19 protein-coding genes are annotated in these 22,958 nt (G+C 37.8%); 4 read left to right on the forward strand and 15 right to left on the reverse strand.

The genetic code is table 11. The features are described 5' to 3' along the window. Nucleotides 1–341 precede the first annotated feature (341 nt). From KW850_RS23740 to KW850_RS23765, 6 genes are all read right to left on the reverse strand, one after another. Nucleotides 342–1,133, reverse strand: a complete 792-nt coding sequence (locus KW850_RS23740) for a J domain-containing protein (RefSeq protein WP_218350233.1) — start codon at nt 1,131–1,133, stop codon at nt 342–344. A gap of 206 nt (nt 1,134–1,339) precedes the next feature. Continuing rightward, nucleotides 1,340–3,721, reverse strand: a complete 2,382-nt coding sequence (locus KW850_RS23745) for a polyprenyl synthetase family protein (RefSeq protein WP_218350234.1) — start codon at nt 3,719–3,721, stop codon at nt 1,340–1,342. Nucleotides 3,722–3,868: 147 nt separating this feature from the next. After that, complete coding sequence (locus KW850_RS23750) at nt 3,869–4,792, reverse strand: AEC family transporter (RefSeq protein ID WP_218350235.1); 924 nt, start codon at nt 4,790–4,792, stop codon at nt 3,869–3,871. 98 nt (nt 4,793–4,890) lie between these two features. Continuing rightward, nucleotides 4,891–6,183: a CitMHS family transporter gene (locus KW850_RS23755; RefSeq protein WP_256358412.1), complete on the reverse strand. Its 1,293-nt coding sequence runs from the start codon at nt 6,181–6,183 to the stop codon at nt 4,891–4,893. A gap of 193 nt (nt 6,184–6,376) precedes the next feature. Next, complete coding sequence (locus KW850_RS23760) at nt 6,377–7,060, reverse strand: response regulator (protein WP_218350237.1); 684 nt, start codon at nt 7,058–7,060, stop codon at nt 6,377–6,379. After that, complete coding sequence (locus tag KW850_RS23765) at nt 7,053–8,696, reverse strand: ATP-binding protein (RefSeq protein ID WP_308128842.1); 1,644 nt, start codon at nt 8,694–8,696, stop codon at nt 7,053–7,055. Before KW850_RS23765 ends, KW850_RS23760 begins: the two co-directional genes overlap by 8 nt. 193 nt (nt 8,697–8,889) lie before the next feature. Here KW850_RS23765 and KW850_RS23770 point away from each other — a divergent pair, with 193 nt between their 5' ends. From KW850_RS23770 to KW850_RS23780, 3 genes are all read left to right on the forward strand, one after another. After that, the gene (locus tag KW850_RS23770) at nt 8,890–9,951 is read left to right on the forward strand and encodes a BMP family lipoprotein (RefSeq protein ID WP_218350238.1); all 1,062 of its coding nucleotides are present in this window, start codon (nt 8,890–8,892) and stop codon (nt 9,949–9,951) included. A 167-nt stretch (nt 9,952–10,118) separates the two neighbouring features. Beyond that, on the forward strand, nt 10,119–11,228 hold the full coding sequence (locus KW850_RS23775; protein WP_218350239.1) for a carbohydrate kinase: 1,110 nt from the start codon (nt 10,119–10,121) through the stop codon (nt 11,226–11,228). Continuing rightward, the gene (locus tag KW850_RS23780) at nt 11,225–12,139 is read left to right on the forward strand and encodes a pseudouridine-5'-phosphate glycosidase (RefSeq protein ID WP_218350240.1); all 915 of its coding nucleotides are present in this window, start codon (nt 11,225–11,227) and stop codon (nt 12,137–12,139) included. The genes KW850_RS23775 and KW850_RS23780 overlap by 4 nt, the downstream gene beginning before the upstream one ends. Before the next feature lie 217 nt (nt 12,140–12,356). On the opposite strand, the gene KW850_RS23785 is transcribed toward KW850_RS23780, so the two are convergent. The 7 genes from KW850_RS23785 to KW850_RS23815 form a co-directional block, all read right to left on the reverse strand. Beyond that, nucleotides 12,357–13,316, reverse strand: a complete 960-nt coding sequence (locus tag KW850_RS23785) for an aldolase catalytic domain-containing protein (protein ID WP_218350241.1) — start codon at nt 13,314–13,316, stop codon at nt 12,357–12,359. Between the two features lie 175 nt (nt 13,317–13,491). After that, entirely contained in the window at nt 13,492–14,853 is a 1,362-nt protein-coding gene (locus tag KW850_RS23790) for an FAD-binding oxidoreductase (protein ID WP_218350242.1), read from the reverse strand. Nucleotides 14,854–15,036: 183 nt separating this feature from the next. Beyond that, a complete protein-coding gene (gene chbG, locus KW850_RS23795; protein ID WP_218350243.1) occupies nt 15,037–15,741 on the reverse strand; it encodes a chitin disaccharide deacetylase in 705 nt (234 codons plus the stop codon). Between the two features lie 94 nt (nt 15,742–15,835). Beyond that, complete coding sequence (locus KW850_RS23800; RefSeq protein ID WP_218350244.1) at nt 15,836–16,144, reverse strand: PTS sugar transporter subunit IIA; 309 nt, start codon at nt 16,142–16,144, stop codon at nt 15,836–15,838. A 175-nt stretch (nt 16,145–16,319) separates the two neighbouring features. Next, nucleotides 16,320–17,648, reverse strand: coding sequence for a 6-phospho-beta-glucosidase (locus KW850_RS23805; RefSeq protein WP_218350245.1), 1,329 nt, complete (start codon nt 17,646–17,648; stop codon nt 16,320–16,322). Nucleotides 17,649–17,709: 61 nt separating this feature from the next. Beyond that, nucleotides 17,710–19,080: a PTS sugar transporter subunit IIC gene (locus KW850_RS23810; protein ID WP_218350246.1), complete on the reverse strand. Its 1,371-nt coding sequence runs from the start codon at nt 19,078–19,080 to the stop codon at nt 17,710–17,712. Nucleotides 19,081–19,085: 5 nt separating this feature from the next. Continuing rightward, nucleotides 19,086–19,394, reverse strand: a complete 309-nt coding sequence (locus tag KW850_RS23815) for a PTS sugar transporter subunit IIB (RefSeq protein WP_218350247.1) — start codon at nt 19,392–19,394, stop codon at nt 19,086–19,088. 191 nt (nt 19,395–19,585) lie between these two features. Between KW850_RS23815 and KW850_RS23820 the strand changes: the two genes are divergently transcribed. Beyond that, the gene (locus KW850_RS23820; RefSeq protein WP_218350248.1) at nt 19,586–20,314 is read left to right on the forward strand and encodes a GntR family transcriptional regulator; all 729 of its coding nucleotides are present in this window, start codon (nt 19,586–19,588) and stop codon (nt 20,312–20,314) included. A 183-nt stretch (nt 20,315–20,497) separates the two neighbouring features. Here KW850_RS23820 and KW850_RS23825 read toward each other — a convergent pair whose 3' ends face one another. Then, nucleotides 20,498–21,010 (reverse strand): DoxX family protein, encoded by a 513-nt coding sequence (locus KW850_RS23825; protein ID WP_218350249.1) that lies wholly within the window; start codon nt 21,008–21,010, stop codon nt 20,498–20,500. Between the two features lie 259 nt (nt 21,011–21,269). Then, a complete protein-coding gene (locus tag KW850_RS23830; protein ID WP_218350250.1) occupies nt 21,270–22,949 on the reverse strand; it encodes an Ig-like domain-containing protein in 1,680 nt (559 codons plus the stop codon). Nucleotides 22,950–22,958: the final 9 nt, after the last annotated feature.

The following is a 22,958-nucleotide window of genomic DNA, read 5'->3' on the forward strand; positions in this document are numbered from 1 at the left end:
GCTTATTGATTACCCTAATCCTCAAAAATATGCTCGGACGGTCACCTATAGGGCTTATTGATTAGCCTAATCCTCAAAAATGAGCTCGGACGGTCACCTATCGAGCTTATTGATTACCCTAACTCTCAAAAATATGCTCGGACGGTCACCTATAGGGCTTATTGATTACCCTAATCCTCAAAAATGAGCTCGGACGGTCACCTATCGAGCTTATTGATTACCCTAACACTCAAAAATGAGCTCCGAAGGTCACCAATAGGGCTTATTGATTACCCTAACTCTCCAAAATAAGGACGGAAGGTCATCAATAGTCGGGATTGACGACCCTAACCCCATAGAATCTATTTCAGATTGATACTATTTCTAAATTGATCATAATCCGTTTTAATAAAATGAAACGCAGTTGCATTACCACCGTGGTCGGGATGTGTGATTTTTAATAATTTTTTATACCTTGTTATGACTTCTTTATCAGTCGCCCTTTTTGAAAGCCCTAGTTTTTGGCGATAATCATTCGTCACGGGAGAAGAAAGAGGAATGTCTTCCGTCTTATCTGAGTCGTTTTTGTTTCCTTTGAATAATTCACCCTTTAATTCCAACAACTCATTCGTCAAATCAATATTCTCTTTAAGTAGTTTTTTAGTTTCCCTTTGTAACTCACTATTCTCTTTTTCATGATTAACAATCTCTTTTTTTAACATGTCTATTTGTTGAATTAAAGTAGCAATTGAGGTCTGATGAAGTTGCTCAATTCCTTTTATATGCTCATCCTGTGCCTTTATTCTTACTTTTAATTGATGAACGATTTTATCCTGATGGGAAGGACGATTGACAACCCGATTTGAAGTTGTTTCATTTGACTTAGTATTCTGGTTGCCAGTACCCACGTTTTCAATCTTGCCTTCACGCAATAAACGACGAACGATTTGAACAGCTGTACTCTCGGCTATGCCTGCATCCTTTAACAAATAAAACGCTTGATCGGTATTGTCAAATATGTATCCTGTATCCCGTTGTCCAGCACCCTTAAAGTGAATCTTTCTTTCACGAAACCAACGTCTAACCGTTTGAATACTAGTATCTTCTGTGACTCCTGCTTCTCTTAACAAGTCAAAAGCTTGATCTGTGTTCAAAATGATCCTTCAGTCCCTCTTTTTTTATCATTATTTTATATGAGTGAATTTATAATGTGAATGGATAAATTAGACTAACATATGAGTCTCATAAGGAGCCAGTCAGTTCCAATTTACTAGTTGGAAACAAATTGATAAATATATATATATTGAAATACATAACAATTAGACCGTTTAAATTTTTAAACGGTCTTCATGAAAATCTATTAATGGTCACGATGAACGATATAGTTTAATAAATGCTTCAAAAAGGAGATATTCCTTGGCACTTCTTGTAATGCTTCCATTGCAAGGCAGTAATGGTCCCACATTTGTTTTCCAGCACCATCAGAACCTAGGATGGATACAAAAGTTGAATTATTGTTTTCAGCATCTTTACCAATGAGTTTTCCTAGTACTATACTATCGCCCTCGACATCTAGAAGGTCATCCTTAATTTGAAAAGCAATCCCGGCATGATGGGCGAATTTTTTCAAACCTTCCATTTCTGACTCTTTTGCCCGGGCAAGAATGGCAGGCATGATCAATGAAGCTTCGAAGGCTATTCCGGTTTTATAAAAGCACATTTTATTCAGTTGTTCCAGTGTCAGTTGCTTCCCTTTAGAATCCAAATCCATCGCCTGTCCCTTACACATTACCGCTGTCATTTGAGCCGAATATTGGATTAAGTTAAGGACTGTTTTTGGATCAAATTGGTCCAGAGCGGTTTGTTCCTCAATGGCCTTCTGGGTTAAAAAGAGACCAGTTAGTTCGGCTATGGAAACATTATATACCTGATGGAGAGTTGGACGCCCTCTTCGGATCGAGGCATTATCCTGGGATGGAAGATCATCGAAGATTAAGGATGCCGTATGCATATATTCCAATGATTTCAGGAGTGGAACAATAGCAGACTTTTCTAATCCATATTCGTTAACCCCCATTACCCAAGTCATGATTGGTCTCAATCGCTTGCCGTCACCTTCGAGACTATAATTTGCAGCGGCAATAATCGGGTCCATCTTCCCTTTTTTAGATATAGGTAAAATGTTATTAATCTGATTTCGAACTGTTTTAATCGTTTCTAAAAAATCTTCCTGCTCCTTCCGTTCCTCTTTCAGGGTGGTAATCATATGGTCGCGCAGTAGTTTATCAAAAAAATCAACATCATCCGCTTTACGTACCATCGTTTGAATAACCCGATTAAATTTTGGATGGCCAGAAGAAAATAATTTCATAACGTTGTGGTATTTTTCTGTTCCCATACGCTCTTTAAATCGCTTCAATCCATTGATTGCACGGTCGAGAATCACTTCACAGGACTTGCGATCTGAATGATACACATTATGGATCAAATTAGAGATGACCGTCCAATATAATTCAAAAGGGTTTATGAGGTCCATTCTCTTCTCATGATAGGTCATATAGTAGGTATACGGTGTTACCCTGCCTTCTTTCAAGTCATCAAACATATCGGCAAAATCATCGGCCAGCTGATTGTATATTCCATAAAAAAATGTTCGCATGTCAAAACCTTCATCCTCCCGAGCACTAATGACGGAGCGGGCAATTAATCGTGAGGAAGAGGATTTTAAAATCACCGGGATGTAGAGCTCTTCATTCGTGTAATTTGCATTGGATAGACTCTTTACACGGTCCACTTCTTGAGAATGAAAAAACACATAGGCCTGCTCAAAAAATTTCGTCCGAGTTTCTGGTCGCAGATGAGACTTAATATACTCAAAGGCTGAGCGGAGTTCTGAATGAATATATCGGATCAGATTCACGTTTTTCCCAGGCCATTTACCTAATACCGGAACCGTTCCCGTGCTTAGGGTAGTACGAATCAAATTGGAATATTGTTTTTCCTCTTCAAATGTTAAGATTCCGCAATCAAGAAGATCGTCAATAAATGGGTAGGTTAAACCATAGGAATAGCCTAGTCTAATGGCAGCATCAAGTTTCTGTGACCGTTCCTCAGGCGAAATCTGATCGCCCATCTCTTCCACCTCATGCATGATGACTCCTGCAATAATTTTAATGAGCTTCCGCTGAGCATTTTCAGCATCCATCCCTTTAGGAATATTATCGGATACAGACTTTAGTTTATTTAACACCCAGATCATCGTGGATTCAATGCCTTCCTTTTGAGCCCACCGGTACAACACAGCCATACTAAATGGCTCCTTGGTGTTCATTCGATTTGCTGCGGTAGACTGCGTCAGCTGAATTTTCAAACTGTCAACGACACGCTGGACCCTCGCCTGTGTCTCAGGTGAGTCAAGGGCTTTGCCAAGATCGCGCATGAAAATATAGGAAATGCTTCGATCCAGATAATTATCTAGTTTACCTGTGTAATCGAGCCATTGGATATAATTGTGATACACTCGAGTATCAGGTTTTCCTTTTGTACGTGAAAAGAAGGATAATATCGAATAATGATGAATATGGTTATGTTTCCACGTTTGAATATCTTTTGTTATGGTTTGGACATAGGTCTTTTCGATAACCTGTTTAGAAAGTGATTTAAAATAATGAGCAGCCTTCTGCTCAGCTAGCTGATAGCTTACATTCGCGTTTTTTATTAACTCCTCATTCATACTAATCATTACCTTCTTCTTAAGGTTGTCTTTTTGTTTTATTATTTTATTCTTTTTAACTATCAAACTATTCCCATTATATTTAAAGATGCATGGTTTAACAATATAGTGTGTAAACAACGAGACCGTTTAAGTTAATAAACGGTCTTCACAGGATTAAAATAATATGGTTGATAAAAAAACAACAGTGGTTACTGTAATCATACTAAGCAAAGTAGACAATAAAACAACTTGTGCTGCATATTCTGGATGATTTCCATATTCTAAAGCGAAAAGAGCACTGTTTCTTGATGTTGGGAAAGAGCTTGCAATAAACAAGGCTTGTGCTGTAGTGCCATCCAACTTCAATGATAAAATAATGATGAATGCTATTGCTGGAGATAGGATTAAACGACCAAATAAACTTAGAAACAGTGGTAAAGAGAAACGAGTTATTTTTAAATATGCACTTTGTGCACCTAGCGTAACAAGTGCCACTGCCAAAAAAGCATTGGAAGTGTTATTAATCGGAGTCCATAAAAATGTTGGGAGTTTAATATGCAAGGCGTGGAGAAACAATCCTAATATAAAAGCATAAATGACGGGGTTTTTTAGAAACTCCTTCATTGCTGTATATCCACGTTGATCAACGGAAACAGAATTAAGTAAACCATACGTATAGGTAAGCAAATTCTGAAAAATCATCACCACAATTTGTATGGATGCACCCAATGGGTTATGTTGAAAAACAAGTTGACTTACGGGTAATCCAAAATTTCCTGAGTTATTTAAGACCACGCTATTCTTAAATGTTGAAGAAAGACTGCTATCAAATTTTGCTGCTTTAGATATTAAAGCACTTATAATCATTAAGCATGAACATTGTAACACTAAAAATCCAAGTATATGCAAAAGTGTTTCTCCACCAACATTATTCTGATAAATATTTACAAAACTGACACATGGCATAAGAAAATAAGTATTTAACTTCGATAAAGTGTTCATATCAAACTTAAATTTTCGATGTAGAAATACACCAGCACCGATTAATGAAAATACAGGCAATATGACATTCAATAAGATTAGAAAGAATACATCCATAAAAATCTCCTCTTTTAACTCCATTTACATAAAATAAAGTCCAAAAACTCTTCATAAAGAGTTTCTGGACTATTTCAGGAATTATAACATTTTGATAGTTAGATAGGAATAATTGATAAAATAAGCGCAACTAAAATCATCACCACTGTCGAGCCGCATGCCCATTTTAGAAAAGAGCGCTGCAGATCTCCAAAATCTTCTCCAACCATGCCGACCAATAAATATGTGGATGGTACTAAAGGACTTAATAAATGGACTGGTAATCCCATTAGCGATGCTCTTCCAATCATAGCGGGATCAATTCCATACCCACTAGCCGCTTTAGCAAGCAAAGGTAGAACACCGTAGTAAAATGCATCGTTTGACATGAAAAATGTAAATGGAGCACTAATGATTGCTGTAATGAGAGCAAAATGGGAGCCCAGACCATCTGGAATATGAGTAATCATTGTATGTGCCATGGCATCCACCATTTTCGTCCCTGAAAGAATACCCGTAAAAATACCTGCAGCAAACACCATTGAAACAACAGATAATGCATTATCGGCATAGTGCATGATTCGTTCTTTTTGTTCACTTAGATTTGGATAATTGATTGTAATCGCAATCGCAAATCCAACCATAAATAATACGGTAGTAGGCAGCAATTCTTGGATTAATGCAACTAAAAGTAGAATGGTTAGCAGATAGTTTACAAGAATTAGCTTTGGACGTTTAAGGAAGGCCTCCTCTGATGTAGCAGCCATCAAGGACAAAGTGCTATAATCAATTTCCAATACACCAATCCGTTTACGCTCTTTCCTACCAAGGCAGTAAGCCATGAACAATACAAACAACACTCCGCCTACCATACTAGGGATTACGGGAGTAAAAATATCCCCCATCTCAAGATGTAATGCCGTCATTGCTCTAGCAGTAGGTCCTCCCCACGGAAGAAGGTTCATAACCCCTGAAGAAGATACAGCAATTCCGGCTAGGACCAAAGGTTTCATGCCAATTCTTTTATACAATGGAAGCATAGCTGAAATGGTTATCATATATGTAGTGGTTCCATCACCATCAAGCGAGATTAATAACGCAAGGACTGCTGTTCCAATCGCTATTTTAACAGGATCTCCTTTTACTAATTTTAAGATTGTCGAAATGATAGGATCAAACACTCCTGCATCTATCATGATGCCGAAGAAGAGAATCGCAAAAAGGATCATGATTCCTGTTGGTGCCACGCTTTTAATACCTTCAAGCGCCATAGGCCCCATTTCTTTTCCGAATCCACCTATTAATGCAAATACAATCGGCACGACCATTAAAGCAATCATAGCAGATAAGCGTTTTGTCATAATTAATACCATAAAAATAATTATCATTAAAAATCCTAAAGTCGCAAGCATCATCTTCACCCCTTTTGTTAGTAAATTAATAATAATCTAAATATTCAAGGGTGAAAACGTTTCCAAAATAAAGTTATTATCGTACATTATTATCTATTTTGTTCATTTTGTTCATGGTGTGACTATATTTAACAACTTAAAATACTACGTGGTAAATTACTCATAAAAGAAAGGATGCCCTTTGGCATCCTGACTAAACAGGATAATATTTTCTTTCCGGTCTCCCGACAATTCCATATACCACTTCCGCTTTTGCTTCCTTAATGGAAGATAGATATTCCAAATATCGGCGTGCTGTAATCCGGGAAGCTCCAATTTCCTTCCCCACTTCTTCAGCAGAAAGGCCTTGACTTTTCATCTGTAGAGCGCCTTTCACCTTTCCTAGAGTAATTTCATCAATTCCCTTAGGCAATCCTGTGCCCTTTCCTACCTTTTCAATCTTTTTATTGCCAAATAGGAGGTCAACATAATTCTGATCTATATCTTGTCTGGAAGTTATGAGGGAGTGCTTTTTTATATATTCTAAAATGACTTCGTCAAATCTATCCTTATTTACAGGTTTGATTAAATAATGCTCTACTCCATAACCTAATGCTTTTTCAATGAATGCTTTATCAGTTGCAGCCGTTATCATAATAATACCCACTTTTGGGAAACGCTCTCGGATGATTGGAAGCAAATCAGAACCAAGCATATCAGGCATATACACATCTAGAATTAATAGATCTGGCGTTTTCTCAGTCAAAATTTGAAGCGTCTGATCACCGGTTAATGATTTTCCAATAACTTCGATTTCCTTAAATCTTTTTAAAAATTTTTCATGTATATCGGCAACTCGGAAATCATCTTCTGCAATGGCTACTTTTATCCTATTCAAGTTTTTCGCTCCTCTCGTTTTCCTTTGGAAGGTACACGGTAAAGACAGTTCCACTTTCGGGGGTACTTTGCACCTCAATCATACCATTCATTTCTAACACAGCATCTTCAGCATTTGATAAGCCAAACCCCCTCGGCTCATCCCCATTTTTAGATGTAAAACCTCTTTCAAATAGAAGTGGAACTTCTCTGTCTGTTATGCCCTTCCCATTATCTGCAATCTCAAAAATGATATCACTACCGATATCAGTAGCGAAAAATTTTACATTAGGAGAATCTATACCTGAGACAGCTTCAAAGGCATTGTCGATTAAGTTTCCAAGAATCACAATTAGGTTGGATATCTTAAAATGGGATGGCAATTCCTTTAAATAACTATCAGATACTATCTCAAACTTTATTTTCTTTTCAGAAGCTTTTCCCAATTTCCCTAAAAGGATAGCTTGTACTTTCGTGTCTTCGATATGGTTAAAAACAATAGAATTTTGAAATTGTAAGACCTGTGTTTCAGTTTGGATCATATCGATTGCCTGTTCATTTTCTCCGAGCTGAAGCAGACCCAATAACACATATAATTTATTGGTGTATTCATGTGTTTGCGCACGGAGATCTTCCGAATATCTATTTACTTCTGATAGGGTGTTTAACATTTGCTCGATTTCAGTTTTATCACGAAAAGAAGCAACCACTCCACTTATCGCTGACTCTTGAAAGAGTGGAGTACAATTGACGATAACGGTTTTATCTTTCCAGATCATTTCTTTATCAACTTGTGGATTACCTGATTTTAATACTTCATATAAATAATCTGAAGGAAACAGCCCATCTACTTTCAAATGGCGGACTGATCCTTTAATTTGTAATAGTCTTTTGGCCGGCTGGTTCATCATAGTTATGTAGCCCTCTTTATCGATGGCCAAAATCCCTTCTTTCACACCATGAAGCACAGCGTTTTTTTCTTTATAAAGTGTTGCAATTTCATATGGTTCTAGTCCCATTGTATCTTTGCGGATATTCCGCCCCAGCAGGATACTTCCGAAAAGGGAAATCAAAAACGCGAAAAGAGAAACAAGAAGTACCTTGATGACATTGTTCATTATTTGTTGATGGACATCTTCAAGCAAAAATCCTACAGAAACGATTCCGATCACTTCTCCCTTTTTGTTTAAAATAGGAGATTTACCTCTTATAGATGGCCCGAGTGAACCTTTGGCCTTAGATACATAATATTCCCCTTTTTTAATCGCCCTTTGGTTATCCCCACCAGTCATTTTCTTTCCAATCATCGATTTTAAAGGGTGAGAATATCTAGTACCATTTTTGTTTCCGATGACAACAAACTCAGCACCTGTTTCTTTGCGAATTTTCTCTGCTATAGGCTGTATCGTTTTGGGTGGATCACTTGTTTGAAACGCAGCAATTATAGTTGGAATGTATGATACCGTTTTCGAGATTTCCAGCGCCATCCTGCCCCTGTTTTCCTCAATTTGTTGACTTTCCCTATATCCGAAAAATAATGTAAGGAGTAGGATTAAGAATAATCCCAGTAATAGAACCAGCCCAAATATTTTTATCTGTAGTGATACTTTTATTGTTTTCAGGCAATATTCCTCCTTCGTTGATCTGCATGAATTGATTCAAAATCCATTATATCCTAAATGATAAAGATTTCTTTTTTGGAAGTATAACAATTTGAAAAAAAGAAACTATTTTACTAGTTGACCTAACATTCAATTAAAAGTATAATTACAAACATTAGTTTATTAGATAAACAAATGTTTATCGAAAAATTAATGCTACATCAAAGAATGATATTAGGAGGAAGATATCTTGAAAAAACATAAAATTGGCATTGCACTATCACTAGTCCTTGCTGCAGGTACTTTATTAGGTGCATGTGGAAAAAGTAATGATAACAAAGGCAAAGAAAATGCCTTCTCTGTAGCTATGGTTACAGACATCGGCGGTGTTGACGACAAATCATTTAACCAATCTTCTTGGGAAGGACTCCAAAATTTTGGTAAAGAAAATGACTTAAAAAAAGGAAAAGGCGGATATGATTACCTTCAATCCAAATCGGATGCTGATTACACAACAAACTTAAATACTCTCGTTCGTCAAGGGTTTGACTTAGTATACGCTATCGGTTTCTTAATGCCAGCCGCTGTTGAGGAAATTGCAAAGCAACAAAAAGATTCTAAATTTGCGATTGTTGATGCTGAAGTAAAGCTGCCAAACGTTGCAAGCATTCTATTTAAAGAGCAAGAAGCAGGATTCCTTGCAGGAATCGCAGCTGCCAAAACAACAAAATCTAATCACATTGGATTTATTGGCGGTATGGAAATTCCTGTTGTCGAACGTTTCGAATCTGGTTTCTTAGCCGGTGTAAAAGCTGCTAAACCAGAGGTAAAAGTTGACGTACAATATGCAGGTGCGTTTGACAAGGCCGAGCTTGGTCAAGCAATCGCTTCTAAAATGTATTCTTCAGGAGCGGACGTAATCTTCCACTCAGCTGGGGCTACTGGTGTCGGTCTATTCAAAGAAGCCACTGACCGTAAGGCAAAAAACCCTGGCAAAGAAATTTGGGCAATTGGTGTAGACCGTGACCAAGCAGATATGGGCCCAGATGTTGTCCTCACATCAGCATTAAAACGCGTTGATATAGCTGTTAAAGACCTTGCAACAAAGACAAAAGATGGAAATTTCCCTGGCGGCAAAGTTGCATTATATGGTTTAACTGAAGATGGTGTTGGCTTAGCACCTATCAATGCGAAAGCTTCAAACAAAGCTGATATTGAAGCAACAGTCAAAGAATGGGCTGAAAAGATTAAAACAGGTGCAGTAAAAGTTCCTGAAACACGTGATGAATTAAAAACATTTAGTGCAAAATAATAAAAAAAGTTAAAAAACCTGTATAGATTTTATTCTATGCGGGTTTTTTAATGGAGAAAATCAGTGTGATGACGCTTACCTTTTTTAATAGTTTGACATTTTAAAAACTTAGATGTACAATTTAAACATAAGTTTATATTTTAAACATTAGTTTGAGAGGTGGGTTTATGCCTGAAAAATTGACAGAGAAAGAACAAGTGATCTTCGATTTAATACGAAAGAACCCTTATATTTCTCAACAGGAGCTTGCGGCTGTATTAGGATTATCTCGGCCCTCCATTGCAAATATTATTTCTGGTCTAATTAGAAAAGGAACTATTTTAGGCAGAGCCTATATTTTAAATGAATCACAACAGGTTATTTGTATTGGTGGAGCAAATATTGATCGTAAACTTCACATCAAAGATATGGCTCAATTAGGTACATCCAATCCGATATACTCCACTCAGAATGCGGGCGGGGTGGCACGAAATATCGCTGAAAACATAGGACGGCTTGGGCTGGAAGTGTCACTTATATCGACATGTGGCAATGATATGGACTGGTCATTTATCGAAGAATCATCATCTCTTTATATGAACTTAGAAAACGTGACCTCATTCCCTGAAAAATCAACAGGCTCCTACACGGCTGTTTTGGACTCTAATGGAGAATTAATTATTGCATTAGCCGATATGGAAGTATATGAGGCGATCTCACCTGACTTAATGCTTAAAAATGATGGATTACTAAGCAGGTCCAAATGTATAATGGTCGATTTAAACTGTCCGAAAGAGACCATACAATTCTTATGTCATTTTGCAAAAAACCATGGCTTACCTATCGTCTTAATACCAGTTTCATCACCAAAGATGAATCGATTACCAGATGACTTAGATGGTGTGACATGGCTTATTACGAACCGTGATGAAACGGAAACTTACTTTAACATGAAAATTACAAATGAAGAAGATTGGAAGAACGCTTTAGAAAAATGGCTTTCATTAGGAATATCCAATGTAGTCATCACGAATGGAAAAGAAGGCTCAATGATTGGCAATAAAGAAGAAGGAATATTTCATGTTCCTTCTATTGAAATTAATGAAATTGTAGATGTTACCGGGGCAGGAGATGCTTTTTCCTCTGCTGTTATCTACTCCTGGTTAGAGGGGAAAACTTTAATCGAAATTGCCAAAGCTGGAAGTATTAATGCGGCTAAAACACTGCAATCACCCTATACAGTCCGGCAGGATTTATCAGCAGCACAACTACAAAAAGACATGGAGGAATTATCATGAAACAATATATTACTTTATCTGAAGAAGTGCGCGCCGCAAAAGAACAAGGAAAACCAATCGTTGCCTTAGAGTCTACGATTATCTCCCATGGTATGCCTTATCCACAAAATGTGAAAACCGCTCGTGAAGTGGAACAAATTATCCGAGATAATGGAGCCGTCCCGGCAACAATTGCCATTGTAGATGGAAAAATTAAAATCGGTTTATCCAATGAAGAGTTAGAAATGTTCGGAAAAAGTACAGATGTAGCAAAAGCATCAAGACGTGATTTAGCTTATTTAATCGCTACAAAAAAACTAGGGGCAACAACAGTAGCGGCAACAATGATTTGCGCAGAAGCAGCAGGAATTAATATCTTCGTTACTGGGGGTATTGGCGGTGCTCACCGAGGAGCCGAGACTACCATGGATATCTCTGCAGACCTAGAAGAACTAGGGCAAACAAACGTGGCTGTCATTTGTGCGGGTGCCAAATCGATTTTGGATTTAGGGTTAACGATGGAATATCTTGAAACAAAAGGTGTACCGGTTATTGGCTATCAAACCGACGTACTCCCTGCCTTCTATACCCGTAATAGTGAATTCTCAGTAAACTTCCGTGCAGACGATGTAGATACAATCGCCTCAACTTTAAAAGTTAAATGGGATTTACACCTTAAAGGTGGAGCAGTTATTGCCAACCCAATTCCTAAAGAATTTGCCATGGATGAGAAAACCATTAATAACGTAATTGAATCGGCATTAAATGAAGCACAAGAACGACACATTTCCGGTAAAGAAGTAACGCCATTCTTACTAGGAAAGGTGAAAGAACTAACAGGAGGCAAAAGCCTTGAAGCAAACATTGCTCTAGTTAAAAACAATGCAGTAGTTGGAGCAAAACTTGCTGTAAGTTTTAATGCAATGAAATAAGAATTTAAAAAAATTAGGCAGATGCTTTCAGCTTGTAGACAAAATCAAGGTACTTGACAAGTCTACAAGCTTTTTTATATCCATGAGGCAGCATGCTACTAAAAATCAGTAAATCCCCGGCCTTTGTCACCACTTTTGTTGGGGTAAACTGTTTATATAATCGATTTAGGAAAGACAAAAAGTACCTCAAGAATAGAGGTACTTTGAGCATTCTAATTTATTTTGTAGCAGGTGCTAGTGTACTTTCAGGTGAAGTTACTTTGTCATAAAAATCGACGAATTTATCACGGTCCGTACTGTCCCGGTAAGCCATGGCAACACGTGGATGTTCATTAAGGACACCTGAAATCATATAAGGAATGATGTAGCCCCACTCCCACTTTTCACGCATTTCCAGCATATGTTCTTCAATCACACGAAGAACTGGCTGAAGCTCATAGCTTGGTTTTTGGATATAGCTAACAAGAAGCTCTGTGTTACAATTACCAGCAGCACGACCCATGCCATAAACAGACGAATCCAGAAATGAAACCCCATTACGCAACGCCGTTAATGTATTAGCGAATGCTAATTGCATATTGTTATGCGTATGGATCCCAAGCTGTTTGTTAGGAATCATTTCTTTGAATTTTTTCACTTGATGCTCTATATCCACAGGATCTAAGCTGCCAAAGGAGTCAACGATATAGACCACATCTACAGGGCTTTCCTTCACCAATTCAAACGCTTTAATGAGCTGTTGTTCAGGTACACTCGATAATGCCATAATGTTTAGGGAAGTTTCATAACCCAAATCATGGAACATTTGGACAAGTTCTAATCCTTTATCAACTTCACGGATATAACAAGCCACTCGAATCATATCTAAAACACTTTGTTCACGAGGTAAAATATCATTGGGGTCTACCCGCCCAATATCTACTAAAGCCGATAGCTTGGTGAACTTTTTCACAGGGATAATTTCATTTAAGAAGTTATCGTCAAGAAATCTCCATGGATTGGGCTCAGTCGCTTTAAGAAGCTTAGGAGAATTTTTGTAGCCAATCTCCATGTATTCAACACCTGCTTCACTAAGGCCATTATACAAGTCTTGAACAAATTTAACACTGAAATCCCAATTGTTTACTAATCCTCCATCACGAATAGTACAGTCAATAATTTTGCTACTTTGTTCCATGATCGTATTTCCCCCTGTTTAATTCCGCTTTTATTATTATTATTTCATACTTTTACGCTTTTAAGCACTAAAATTTCTTATTGTGTTTATATCATGGTTTGTCCGAAGGTGTCAACCTATTTTCCGAAGATTGATAAACTCGAAGAAAAATAGAAAGAACGCTCGGACCTTTCCATTATTTAAACATTTTTCCTGGATTTAATATTCCAAGTGGATCAAACTGGTCTTTTATCATTTTCATCAGATGAATTGAACTGGCATGTTCTTTATATAAATAATCTATCTTCCCTAGTCCAATTCCATGTTCACCTGTAGCTGTACCGCCACAATCAATCGCATATTCTACAATTTTTTGATTCACGGTATGTGCCTTATCTGACTCAACTGGGTCATTCGGATTAATCATAATTAACGCATGAAAGTTTCCATCCCCAACATGCCCTACGATTCCTCCAACCAATCCATAACTTTCAAGTAAGGAACTTGCATGAGAAATCGCATCTGGTAACTTGGATAATGGCACACAAACGTCAGTACTCATATTTTTCTTTTCAGGATAACCGTGTTTAAATGCATAAGCTAAGGTATGACGTGCCTCCCACAATTGCGCTTTTTTCAGAGAGTCTGTTTCAAATTTAAACTGACTACAACCTTCTAACTCCGCTAATTCCTTGGCGAATGCAACATCTGCTTTTATACCTTCTTCATTTCCATGGAACTCCATAAATAAAGTGGGCTGCTCAGGATATACGGTTTCGTTATGTATATTAACTTGTTTCATAGAACGGTCATCGACTAGTTCAATACGGGCAATTGGGATGCCTGAGCCGACCATTGCATTTGCCGCTTTAATGGCATGATCAACAGAAGGGAATACTGCTCTACATGCAAGTGTTGCTTCAGGAATTCCGAAAACTTTTAAAGTGATTTCTGTAAAAACGCCTAATGTTCCTTCTGAGCCAACAAATAATGGAGTTAAATTATAACCAGACGAAGATTTAGCTGCTAACCCACCGATGTTTGCAATTTCTCCATTCGCTAAAACTACCTCAAGACCTCTTACGACATCTTTCATTGCACCATATTTTACAGTGGTTGTCCCCGAGGCATTCGTACTAGTCATACCGCCAATCGTCGCGTCTGCACCGGGATCAACAGGAAAGAAAAGGCCATACTTTTTGAGTGCTTTATTCAATTGTTTTCGAGTTACACCCGGTTGTACCTTTACGAGAAGGTCATTTTGCCTTACTTCAATGATGTGATTCATCAACTGAAAATCCATCGAGATCCCGCCTGAAACAGGAATAGGGTGGCCTTCAAGGCTGGAACCAGCCCCAAAAGGGACAACGGGTATTTGATACTTGTAAGCTATTTTCATAATTTCTGAAATCTCCAGCTTACTTTTTGGAAAAACAACAATATCTGGATTCACAGGTTGATGATAGGATTCATCTTTGCTGTGATGTTCTAAAATGGTTGGATTATCACTTATTTGTTCAATAGGCAGAAGGTTTCTTAAAGCTTTTATCCATTCCAAAAGTTTTACATCCTCTCTTTATCTGTAATTATTAATCATTATTACTCTTTTACTCTACTTTTACAAACAATTCGCAATTTCCTGCCAACTCCTGATCTTTAAAAACGTAAAAAAGCCACCTATTTATATTAGGTGACCAAGAGGTTATTACTGAGTCTACTCCACTTTTGCTCGTCAAACAGTTTAAATTAAGATCATGGTTTTAGGTATTTGAACTGATGTCAGAATTTCTAACTCTGTTAATCTCTGAAAAGCATAAGATGACCCGTGAAATAGGTTATTATCTAGGTATGCTGGGTGACACATCACTTCAACGGTCATGCCATCTTTAATACGTTCCTTCAACTTTGTAAAATAATCTGGTTTAACACCTTCACCATAGAAATCGAACAATGATACGTCAGAGAAAGAGTCCACACCATCAATGGAATCAAATCCATTCTTCCTTACCGGCAGTTTGAATTTCGCTGATAAACTCTTAATAACTGGATTTAATTCTTTCAATGTATGAACATGGTGATGGCTATCAAGATGAGTTGGTTTAAGTCCTGATCGGATAAATCGGTCGATCTGAGCTGTCCACTCCCTTTCCAGTTCTTCTAATGAAATAACTTTTGGGTTAAAAGTAGACAAGGATTTAAAATGGCCAGTATCATCAACCAATGATGGTACATTGTCTTCTAATGGTCTCCCACATGTTAGGACGAGATGTATTCCAACCCGCAATTTTGGATATTCTTTTGCCAATTGAATGGCATGTTCGGTCCCTGCCATGGTCATCATCATCGTGGTTGAATTGACAATTCCATACAAATAACTGTCGATGATGCCATGGTTTACGCCATGGCTAAACCCAAAGTCGTCCGCATTAACGATTAATTTAATCAAGATTTAATCACCTTACTAATTTTTTGGCGTGTACGTAAAGAGACAAGATATTTATATCGCTTTCTGGAAAATAATATTACTATCTCTTATCAAATCAATTTATTCTATAGTATAGTTCAACCATTTCTGCAGCCAAATCCTTCACAGTCATCGCATTCATTAAATGATCTTGTGCGTGAATCATAAGTAAAGAGACCTCCGTTTTTTCTCCCCTTATCTCCCCTTGAATGAGTGATGTCTGAATATGGTGAGCCCCATTTAATGCGTGATCTGCTTCCTTTAATTTTTCTCTTGCACCTACAAAGTCGCCTTGCTTTGCTGCAAGCATTGCTTCCATGGCAGCACTGCGGCCGTTGCCGCCATGGAGAATAATTTGAAAGATTACATGTTCTAAATTTTCCATTCTTCTCCCTCACCTACTGATAATTAGGCAGTGTTAAAGTTGCCTGTTGATTTCCGCGGTTCGGGGAGCCTCCTCGGCGCTTAAGCGCCTGCGGGTTCTCCCCTGTCCCGTACTCCCGCAGGAGTCTCGCTGTATCCGCGTCCAATCAACTTGGATACAAAATCAACAATGATCTTTAACCCAGCCTATGATTAAAGAACTGTGGTAAATATTCTTTATGGGCTTCGAGCATTTCGTCTAATATGACTTTTGCGACGCGATCGCTTGGGACAAAAGGATTTATTGTCATGGCAAGTAACGCTGTCGCATAATCCCCACTGATTGCCGCTTCAATCGCTACCCTTTCAAAAGATTTCACTTGTTGAACAAGTCCACGAACTTGTATTGGTAAATCACCTACAGCAATCGGTTTTGGCCCATCCTTTGTAATGATACAGCTGATTTCTACAGCGGAATCAAATGGGAGACTTGAGATTGCTCCCTTATTTATGGTGTTAACTGCCTGGATGTCACGTTTGTCTGTATACATCGAATGGATGAGTCTTACGGCTGCATCACTATAATAGGCGCCGCCTCTCTTTTCTAATTGAGGCGGCTTAATGGCTAAATGGGGATCTCGATATAACTCAAACAGCTCTTCTTCTAGCTTTTTAACGACCTTGGCACGTGTTCCTCCTTCTTGATAATTTTTCAATTCTTTTTCAAGCATATCTCCAGATTTATAATAGTAATTATGATATGGGCACGGGAAAACATCCAACGCCGTCAAAAACTCTGGCTCCCAACCCATGGCATGAATGTTTTGCATTGTAATGCTTTTCTCTGGATCATTAATTAAAGAAATCACTTGATCTTTAACGGATATACCATCGACAAAAACATTTAATCCGTACACCATGTGATTTAATCCTGCAAAATCAATTCTAACATTGTTAGGGTCTACTTCTAATAGTTTTGCAACGCCCATTTCCATTCCAATTGGCACATTACACAATCCTACAACTCTATCAATATTACTGTAACGAAGGACAGCCTCTGTGACCATCCCAGCAGGATTTGTAAAGTTTATAAGCCAGGCATTCGGGCAGACCTCTTCCATTTCCCGGCAAATATCAAGGATGACCGGAATGGTCCTAAGTGCTTTAAATAAACCTCCAGGTCCATTTGTTTCCTGACCCAGTACACCGTGCTTCAACGGAATACTCTCATCCTTCATACGCGCTTCAAGCAAACCAACACGAAATTGAGTGGTAACGAAATCCGCAGACTTTAACGCTTCTTTTCGGTCTAACGTCAAATGGATTTTAATCGGAACTCCTGCCTTTTCTACCATTCTTTTCGCAAGATTACCGACAATTCCAAGCTTTTCCTTGCCTTCTTCAACATCGACCAACCATAATTCACGGACTGGCAGTTCGTTATAATATTTTATAAATCCTTCAATAAGTTCGGGGGTATAGCTCGATCCCCCGCCTATCGTTACGATTTTTAAACCTTCTTTCATTTTTTCACACCTCTGGATGATCAATTATTTATTGGTTGTAAACCTCCAATACATACCTTATTTACATATTTAAGGTATCAGTAGGTTGGGATGATGTTTCACCCTTTTCTCTTCTTGCCTCTATTCGTCCCTGAGCGATAACAAAAGGCAGATAAATAGCGACCGAAATGATTAAATTCACTAATGCTAAAAAAGCACCTGAAACATGCCCGCCAGTTGCTAGTAATCCTCCTACAATCGCAGGTGTCACCCATGGGATATCAGCAACAACTGGATGAACCAAACCTAAACTAATAGATGTATAGGCTACTATGGTCATGATGATTGGTCCTAGTATAAACGGAATGAACCAGATGGGATTCAAAACAATTGGCAATCCGAAAAGAATAGGTTCATTGATTTGAAATATCCCTGGAGGAGTACCTAACGCAATTAATTGCTTATTACGCCTGCGACCGGCGATAAACATCGCTACCAATAATCCTAAAGTAGCACCAGAACCCCCAAGATACACAAATGCATCTAAGAAAGATCCAGATAAAATGTGGTATTTTCCTAAATCCTGTACACCTTGTGCGTACATATTTACATTTTCTTGCCCCAGTTTGGTCATTAAAGGAGTTGTAATTCCTCCAAGTATGTTTGGACCGTGAAGACCGAGAATCCAAAATCCGTGCACCAAGAATACGATTAAAATAGCAAACAGCATTGAATCTACTGCACCCGTAAGCGGTGAAACGAGTACTTTATTGATCCAATCGTTTAAATAAGCGCCATCACTAATAAATTTGCGTAAAATAAGCCCAAACAATCCGATGGTAAAAATGGTTGCCATTCCTGGAAGAAGCTTTGCAAATGAACGAGATACCGCTGGCGGAACTCCATCAGGCAATTTAATGACTAAAAACTTGATTTTAGCTAAACGAACAAAGATTTCAGTCGCGACAATCGCAACAATAATACCTGTGAAAAGGGCTGTGGCATTGAAATAATTCCAGCCAATAAATCCCCACGCTCCACCGGTAACGGCCTCACCACCCTCTGGAGTAATGGATACGTTGGCAACTTGAGGAATCAGAACAAAGAAGGACGCACCTGCTACAAGCATCGCTTCGAATCCATCGTCCCCGTAAGACTTTGCCAATTTATTCGCGATCCCAAAAACCGCAAATATGGTCATGAAGGCAAGGGTGCCCCACCAAATATCTCCCCCCAATGTTGTCCACGTTTCACCGAAAAGAGATATCATAAATTTTTCATAATATTTACCAATACCAGGTACTTTTCCTAGGTTGTTTAATAATACTGCTAACGAACCAATCATGGTAATCGCGATCATCCCCACCAAAGCGTCACGGATGGCAAGAAGATGCCTATTGTTACCAAGCTTATTTGCGAAAGGCATAATAAATTTATCAATAAAATTCATCATGTGAACTACACCCCTTTAATTAAATTAATTGCCTGTTTCAAAACCTCTTCTCCATTGCAAAGACCATAATGCTGTGGGTTAATAGCATCTACCGGAATACCCTGCTTTTCTCCTGCCTTTTTAAGCTGAGGCAGCATATAGCGAACTTGTGGACCAAGGAGCAGTACGTCTGCCTTGTTAATCTGGTCATTTATTTCAGTAGAACCAACTGCCCAAATTTCACAACTAATCCCCTGAGATTTGGCACTTACCTCCATTTTGGAAACCAATAGACTTGTAGACATTCCTGCGGAACAGCATAATAAAATCCTCATTCATATCCCCCTTAAGAAAGCGATTACATTCTCTAATTTTATTGTAAATACAATTCAGACAATTTACAATACAAATTTTATTAATTTGTTACTAATTTTATAATTTGTTATTACAAATTATAAAATTGTATTTTTCATGTGCATTTGTAACCTTTTTTTGGTAATCTAAAAGTATCGAGGGGGAAACCATTATGATAGAAGAACCGAAAGACGGAAGTGCTCTGCACCTCAAGGTAAAGGATGCAATCATTCAATTAATAAACGAGGGAGAATATAAACCAGACTCACAGCTGCCGACTGAGGCTGAATTTTGTGAGAAATATGGAGTAAGCAGGACAACCGTACGAACTGCCTTACAACAACTAACGATGGAAGGTTATGTCTATCGCAAACGAGGAAGTGGAACCTTTGTTTCCGCAAAAAAAGTAAAACAAATCTTAACCACGACAGTTGACCACTTTTCCAGTCAAATTTCCATGCAGGGAAAGAAACCATCAATCAAAGTATTACAATTAGAAGTTATTCCTGCCGATGAGTATCTTAGTGAGAAATTAAAGATTCAAGAAGGAGAACCAGTTAATGCTTTAGAGCGGATACGTTATGTAAATGAAGAACCAATCCAGTTTGAAACAGCCTATTTACCCTGGTATAAAACCCCGGCTATAGATAAACATGGGTGTGAAAAATCGTTATATAAACTATTGGGAACCCAATTTGGTTTAAAGGTACACAAGACAATTGAAACTCTTGAATTGTTTATTGCCGACCAAGAGGCAGCTGAAAAACTACATATCAGTGTTGGTGACCCTTGCTTTGCGCTTGATACCTTTGCCTACCTTCTTGATGGATCGATCATTGAATATTCAAAAACCATCTATCGTGGCGATTTGGCCCATTTCGTCATTGAAAGAAATTACTAAAGGTTGTGCAATCGACTCTGAAACCGAGAAAAAGAGCCAGGTTTTCTGGCTCTTTATCAAAGATAATCACAAATATAAAAAAGAAAGAGAAGCTAATAAATCGGCTTCCCTGTTTTTATTTCTGCGAGGATATTTTATGTATTTTTTAATAGATTAGCAAAGGAATACATATTTCAAAAAACTTTAAGCACTTTGGGGAAGTTGTTCTTTCTCTGTTTTTTTAAATAATAATCTTCTTAAAAACGGTATGGTCCAGCGATCCAATCCAATTTTTCCAGCATTTATTCCAGCAATTAATATAAACATTCCTAGTAAAACCATTAGAGGATTTGTACTGGTTGTTCCAGAGAACATATATGCAAAGTTCATAGTAAGTCCCATTAGTATAGAAAATGATGTGAAAATACCCAAAATTAATCCGAGACCTACTAGAAATTCCCCCCAAGGAACTATTACATTAAAAAAATCGACATATGGCAATGCTACCTCTTTTAGAAAATTCCCCCACCAAGGTTGAACAGCAGGATGTTCACCAGACATATTTTTTACTGCTCCATACATAAAGCCACTTGCATCAAATTTTCCACTAGAGATTTTTCCCCAACCAGCATTTAACCACTGCCAACCAAGATAGAACCGAAGTAAAGTAAGCAGCATTGATACATAACGGTTTTCCTTTAAAAATTGAATAAACATAATAGCCTCCCCTAAATAATTGATAATTGTTATCATTGATAACGATTATCATTATCGTTTAAACCGATGTTTTAGTCAACAAGTGAAAAGTACTAAGTTTATTAGATAAGATAGACCAATATCCCTATTTCCTTATTTAATTAAGTGGTAAGGAATAATTTTTATTTTAAAAGCAGTTATTATTGATGTTTAATCTAATTTTAATGATTGCATAAAAAAGCCAACCCAAAATGGATTGGCTTTCAACTTATTAATTGATTCATTTTGACACAGTTACCGTCCTCGTTGCACTTACTCTACCTTTGGAATCTTTTGCATACACATATAATTTTTTTCCTGCCTTTTGCTTCGGTATTTTTACTTTATAATTCCCTGAAGCATTTGCTTTTGCTGTGTATTTTTTGGTACCTATTTTTACTGTTACCGTTGCATTTTTCTCCGTTTTTCCTGTTACTGTTGTAGTAGTGTATCGGACCTTATTTACCGTTGGCTGGTTTGGCGCCACTTTTATAACAGATACAATCCCAGCCTTACTTACATTTCCTTTGCTGTCTTTTGCTGTCACTGATAATTTAGCCCCTGCATTTTGTACCGGTATGGTGACTTTGTAATTTCCATATTTATCAGCTTTTCCGCTATATTTTTTACCTGCTATTACCACAGTCACAGTAGCATAAGCTTCCGTTTTCCCTGTCAAAGTTCCTGCCTTGTTAGAAACATTGTTTACAGTTGGCAAATTGGGAGCCGTTTTATCTATTACTATCATTCTTGCTGATGAACTTAACGCATTCAACTTATCTTTATAGGCTACAGTCAGTTGTGTCCCAGCTTTTTGCATAGGAATAATTGCCTTGAAGTTCCCGTTTGAATCCGAAACTGTGCTGCCAATCAGCTTTGTTCCATTCATTATTTGGATCCTGACATTGCTAGCTGTTTTACCAGAAAGAGAACGATCATTATCATCAACAAGGCTGACTATTGGAGCATCCAACTTTTTACTAATATAAGCAGAAGAAATATAACCTGTTAATTTTTGATCAGAAGTTTTGACTGGAACCCATACAAATTTATTTACACTGCTGACAGATTGGTCAAATTTAAAATCTCCATCAACAATAAGAGGTGTAGCTTTGGCTAATTTTTTTAAACTAGAAGAAGTACTACTAGGTTGTGCCCTCAACGTTACACCCTCAAACGTTACAGTGACCTTGTCTCCCTTATGATAAAGGTGAGTAGAAGTGTGCATCTGGTTCGTAAGAGTATATGCTAATTTCCGGAAGACAATATTATCTTTTTTGTTGGGATCATAGTAAAAGTCACCTGTAGTAAAAGGGAATTGCCCCAATTTAGTATCACCTAAGTAACTGTCTTGTTGGATCCTGGCAAAGACTTTTTCCTGATATGCTTTCGTATTTTTCAACCCATCTGATTGAACCAGAGGACTGTTTACAGGCTTAGTTCCGTTATAAGCCAATACAGGGAAGTACCAATTTTCAATAACCTCTGGTCCCATCCCTTTTATTTTTGGAAGATCCGAGCGTTGATACATACCACTAAGAATTTCAACACCAGTTTGGATATTATAATAAATATCATCTTTCAATTTTTTCTGAATATCAGGGTTTGATTGATTAGTAATTTGCATGATCCCAATTCCGTTATCATCTGAAATAAACGGCTGCCCACCCGCAGTAAACTGTCTCCAATCACTTTCTTGTGCGGCTATCGCTTTTACCACTTCGGGAGGAATCTTTGCTGCTAAAGCTGCATTGGTCAGTAAGCAGTTGATGTGCTGCGGGACGGGGTTTTGGTTTGGTTTCACTTCTCCAAATGACGTACATTTAGCAGGCCAAGCAATTTCCGCAGAAGCACTTTCATAAGACAGCCCCAGAAATAATAAACACGTCAAAAGACCTGTTTTTAGTAAAATGGATTTCATTCTTTTATT

The sequence above is a fragment of the Bacillus sp. sid0103 genome (assembly GCF_019219025.1).

What these genes read in the sequence shown, in the direction of transcription:
- KW850_RS23775 (WP_218350239.1), top strand. Translation starts at nt 10,119, where the DNA reads ATGCCTGAAAAATTGACAGAGAAAGAACAAGTGATCTTCGATTTAATA.
- KW850_RS23810 (WP_218350246.1), bottom strand. Translation starts at nt 19,080, where the DNA reads ATGATGAATTTTATTGATAAATTTATTATGCCTTTCGCAAATAAGCTT.
- KW850_RS23830 (WP_218350250.1), bottom strand. Translation starts at nt 22,949, where the DNA reads ATGAAATCCATTTTACTAAAAACAGGTCTTTTGACGTGTTTATTATTT.
- KW850_RS23755 (WP_256358412.1), bottom strand. Translation starts at nt 6,183, where the DNA reads ATGCTTGCGACTTTAGGATTTTTAATGATAATTATTTTTATGGTATTA.
- KW850_RS23815 (WP_218350247.1), bottom strand. Translation starts at nt 19,394, where the DNA reads ATGAGGATTTTATTATGCTGTTCCGCAGGAATGTCTACAAGTCTATTG.
- KW850_RS23820 (WP_218350248.1), top strand. Translation starts at nt 19,586, where the DNA reads ATGATAGAAGAACCGAAAGACGGAAGTGCTCTGCACCTCAAGGTAAAG.
- KW850_RS23805 (WP_218350245.1), bottom strand. Translation starts at nt 17,648, where the DNA reads ATGAAAGAAGGTTTAAAAATCGTAACGATAGGCGGGGGATCGAGCTAT.
- KW850_RS23825 (WP_218350249.1), bottom strand. Translation starts at nt 21,010, where the DNA reads ATGTTTATTCAATTTTTAAAGGAAAACCGTTATGTATCAATGCTGCTT.
- KW850_RS23800 (WP_218350244.1), bottom strand. Translation starts at nt 16,144, where the DNA reads ATGGAAAATTTAGAACATGTAATCTTTCAAATTATTCTCCATGGCGGC.
- KW850_RS23785 (WP_218350241.1), bottom strand. Translation starts at nt 13,316, where the DNA reads ATGGAACAAAGTAGCAAAATTATTGACTGTACTATTCGTGATGGAGGA.
- KW850_RS23750 (WP_218350235.1), bottom strand. Translation starts at nt 4,792, where the DNA reads ATGGATGTATTCTTTCTAATCTTATTGAATGTCATATTGCCTGTATTT.
- KW850_RS23745 (WP_218350234.1), bottom strand. Translation starts at nt 3,721, where the DNA reads ATGATTAGTATGAATGAGGAGTTAATAAAAAACGCGAATGTAAGCTAT.
- KW850_RS23780 (WP_218350240.1), top strand. Translation starts at nt 11,225, where the DNA reads ATGAAACAATATATTACTTTATCTGAAGAAGTGCGCGCCGCAAAAGAA.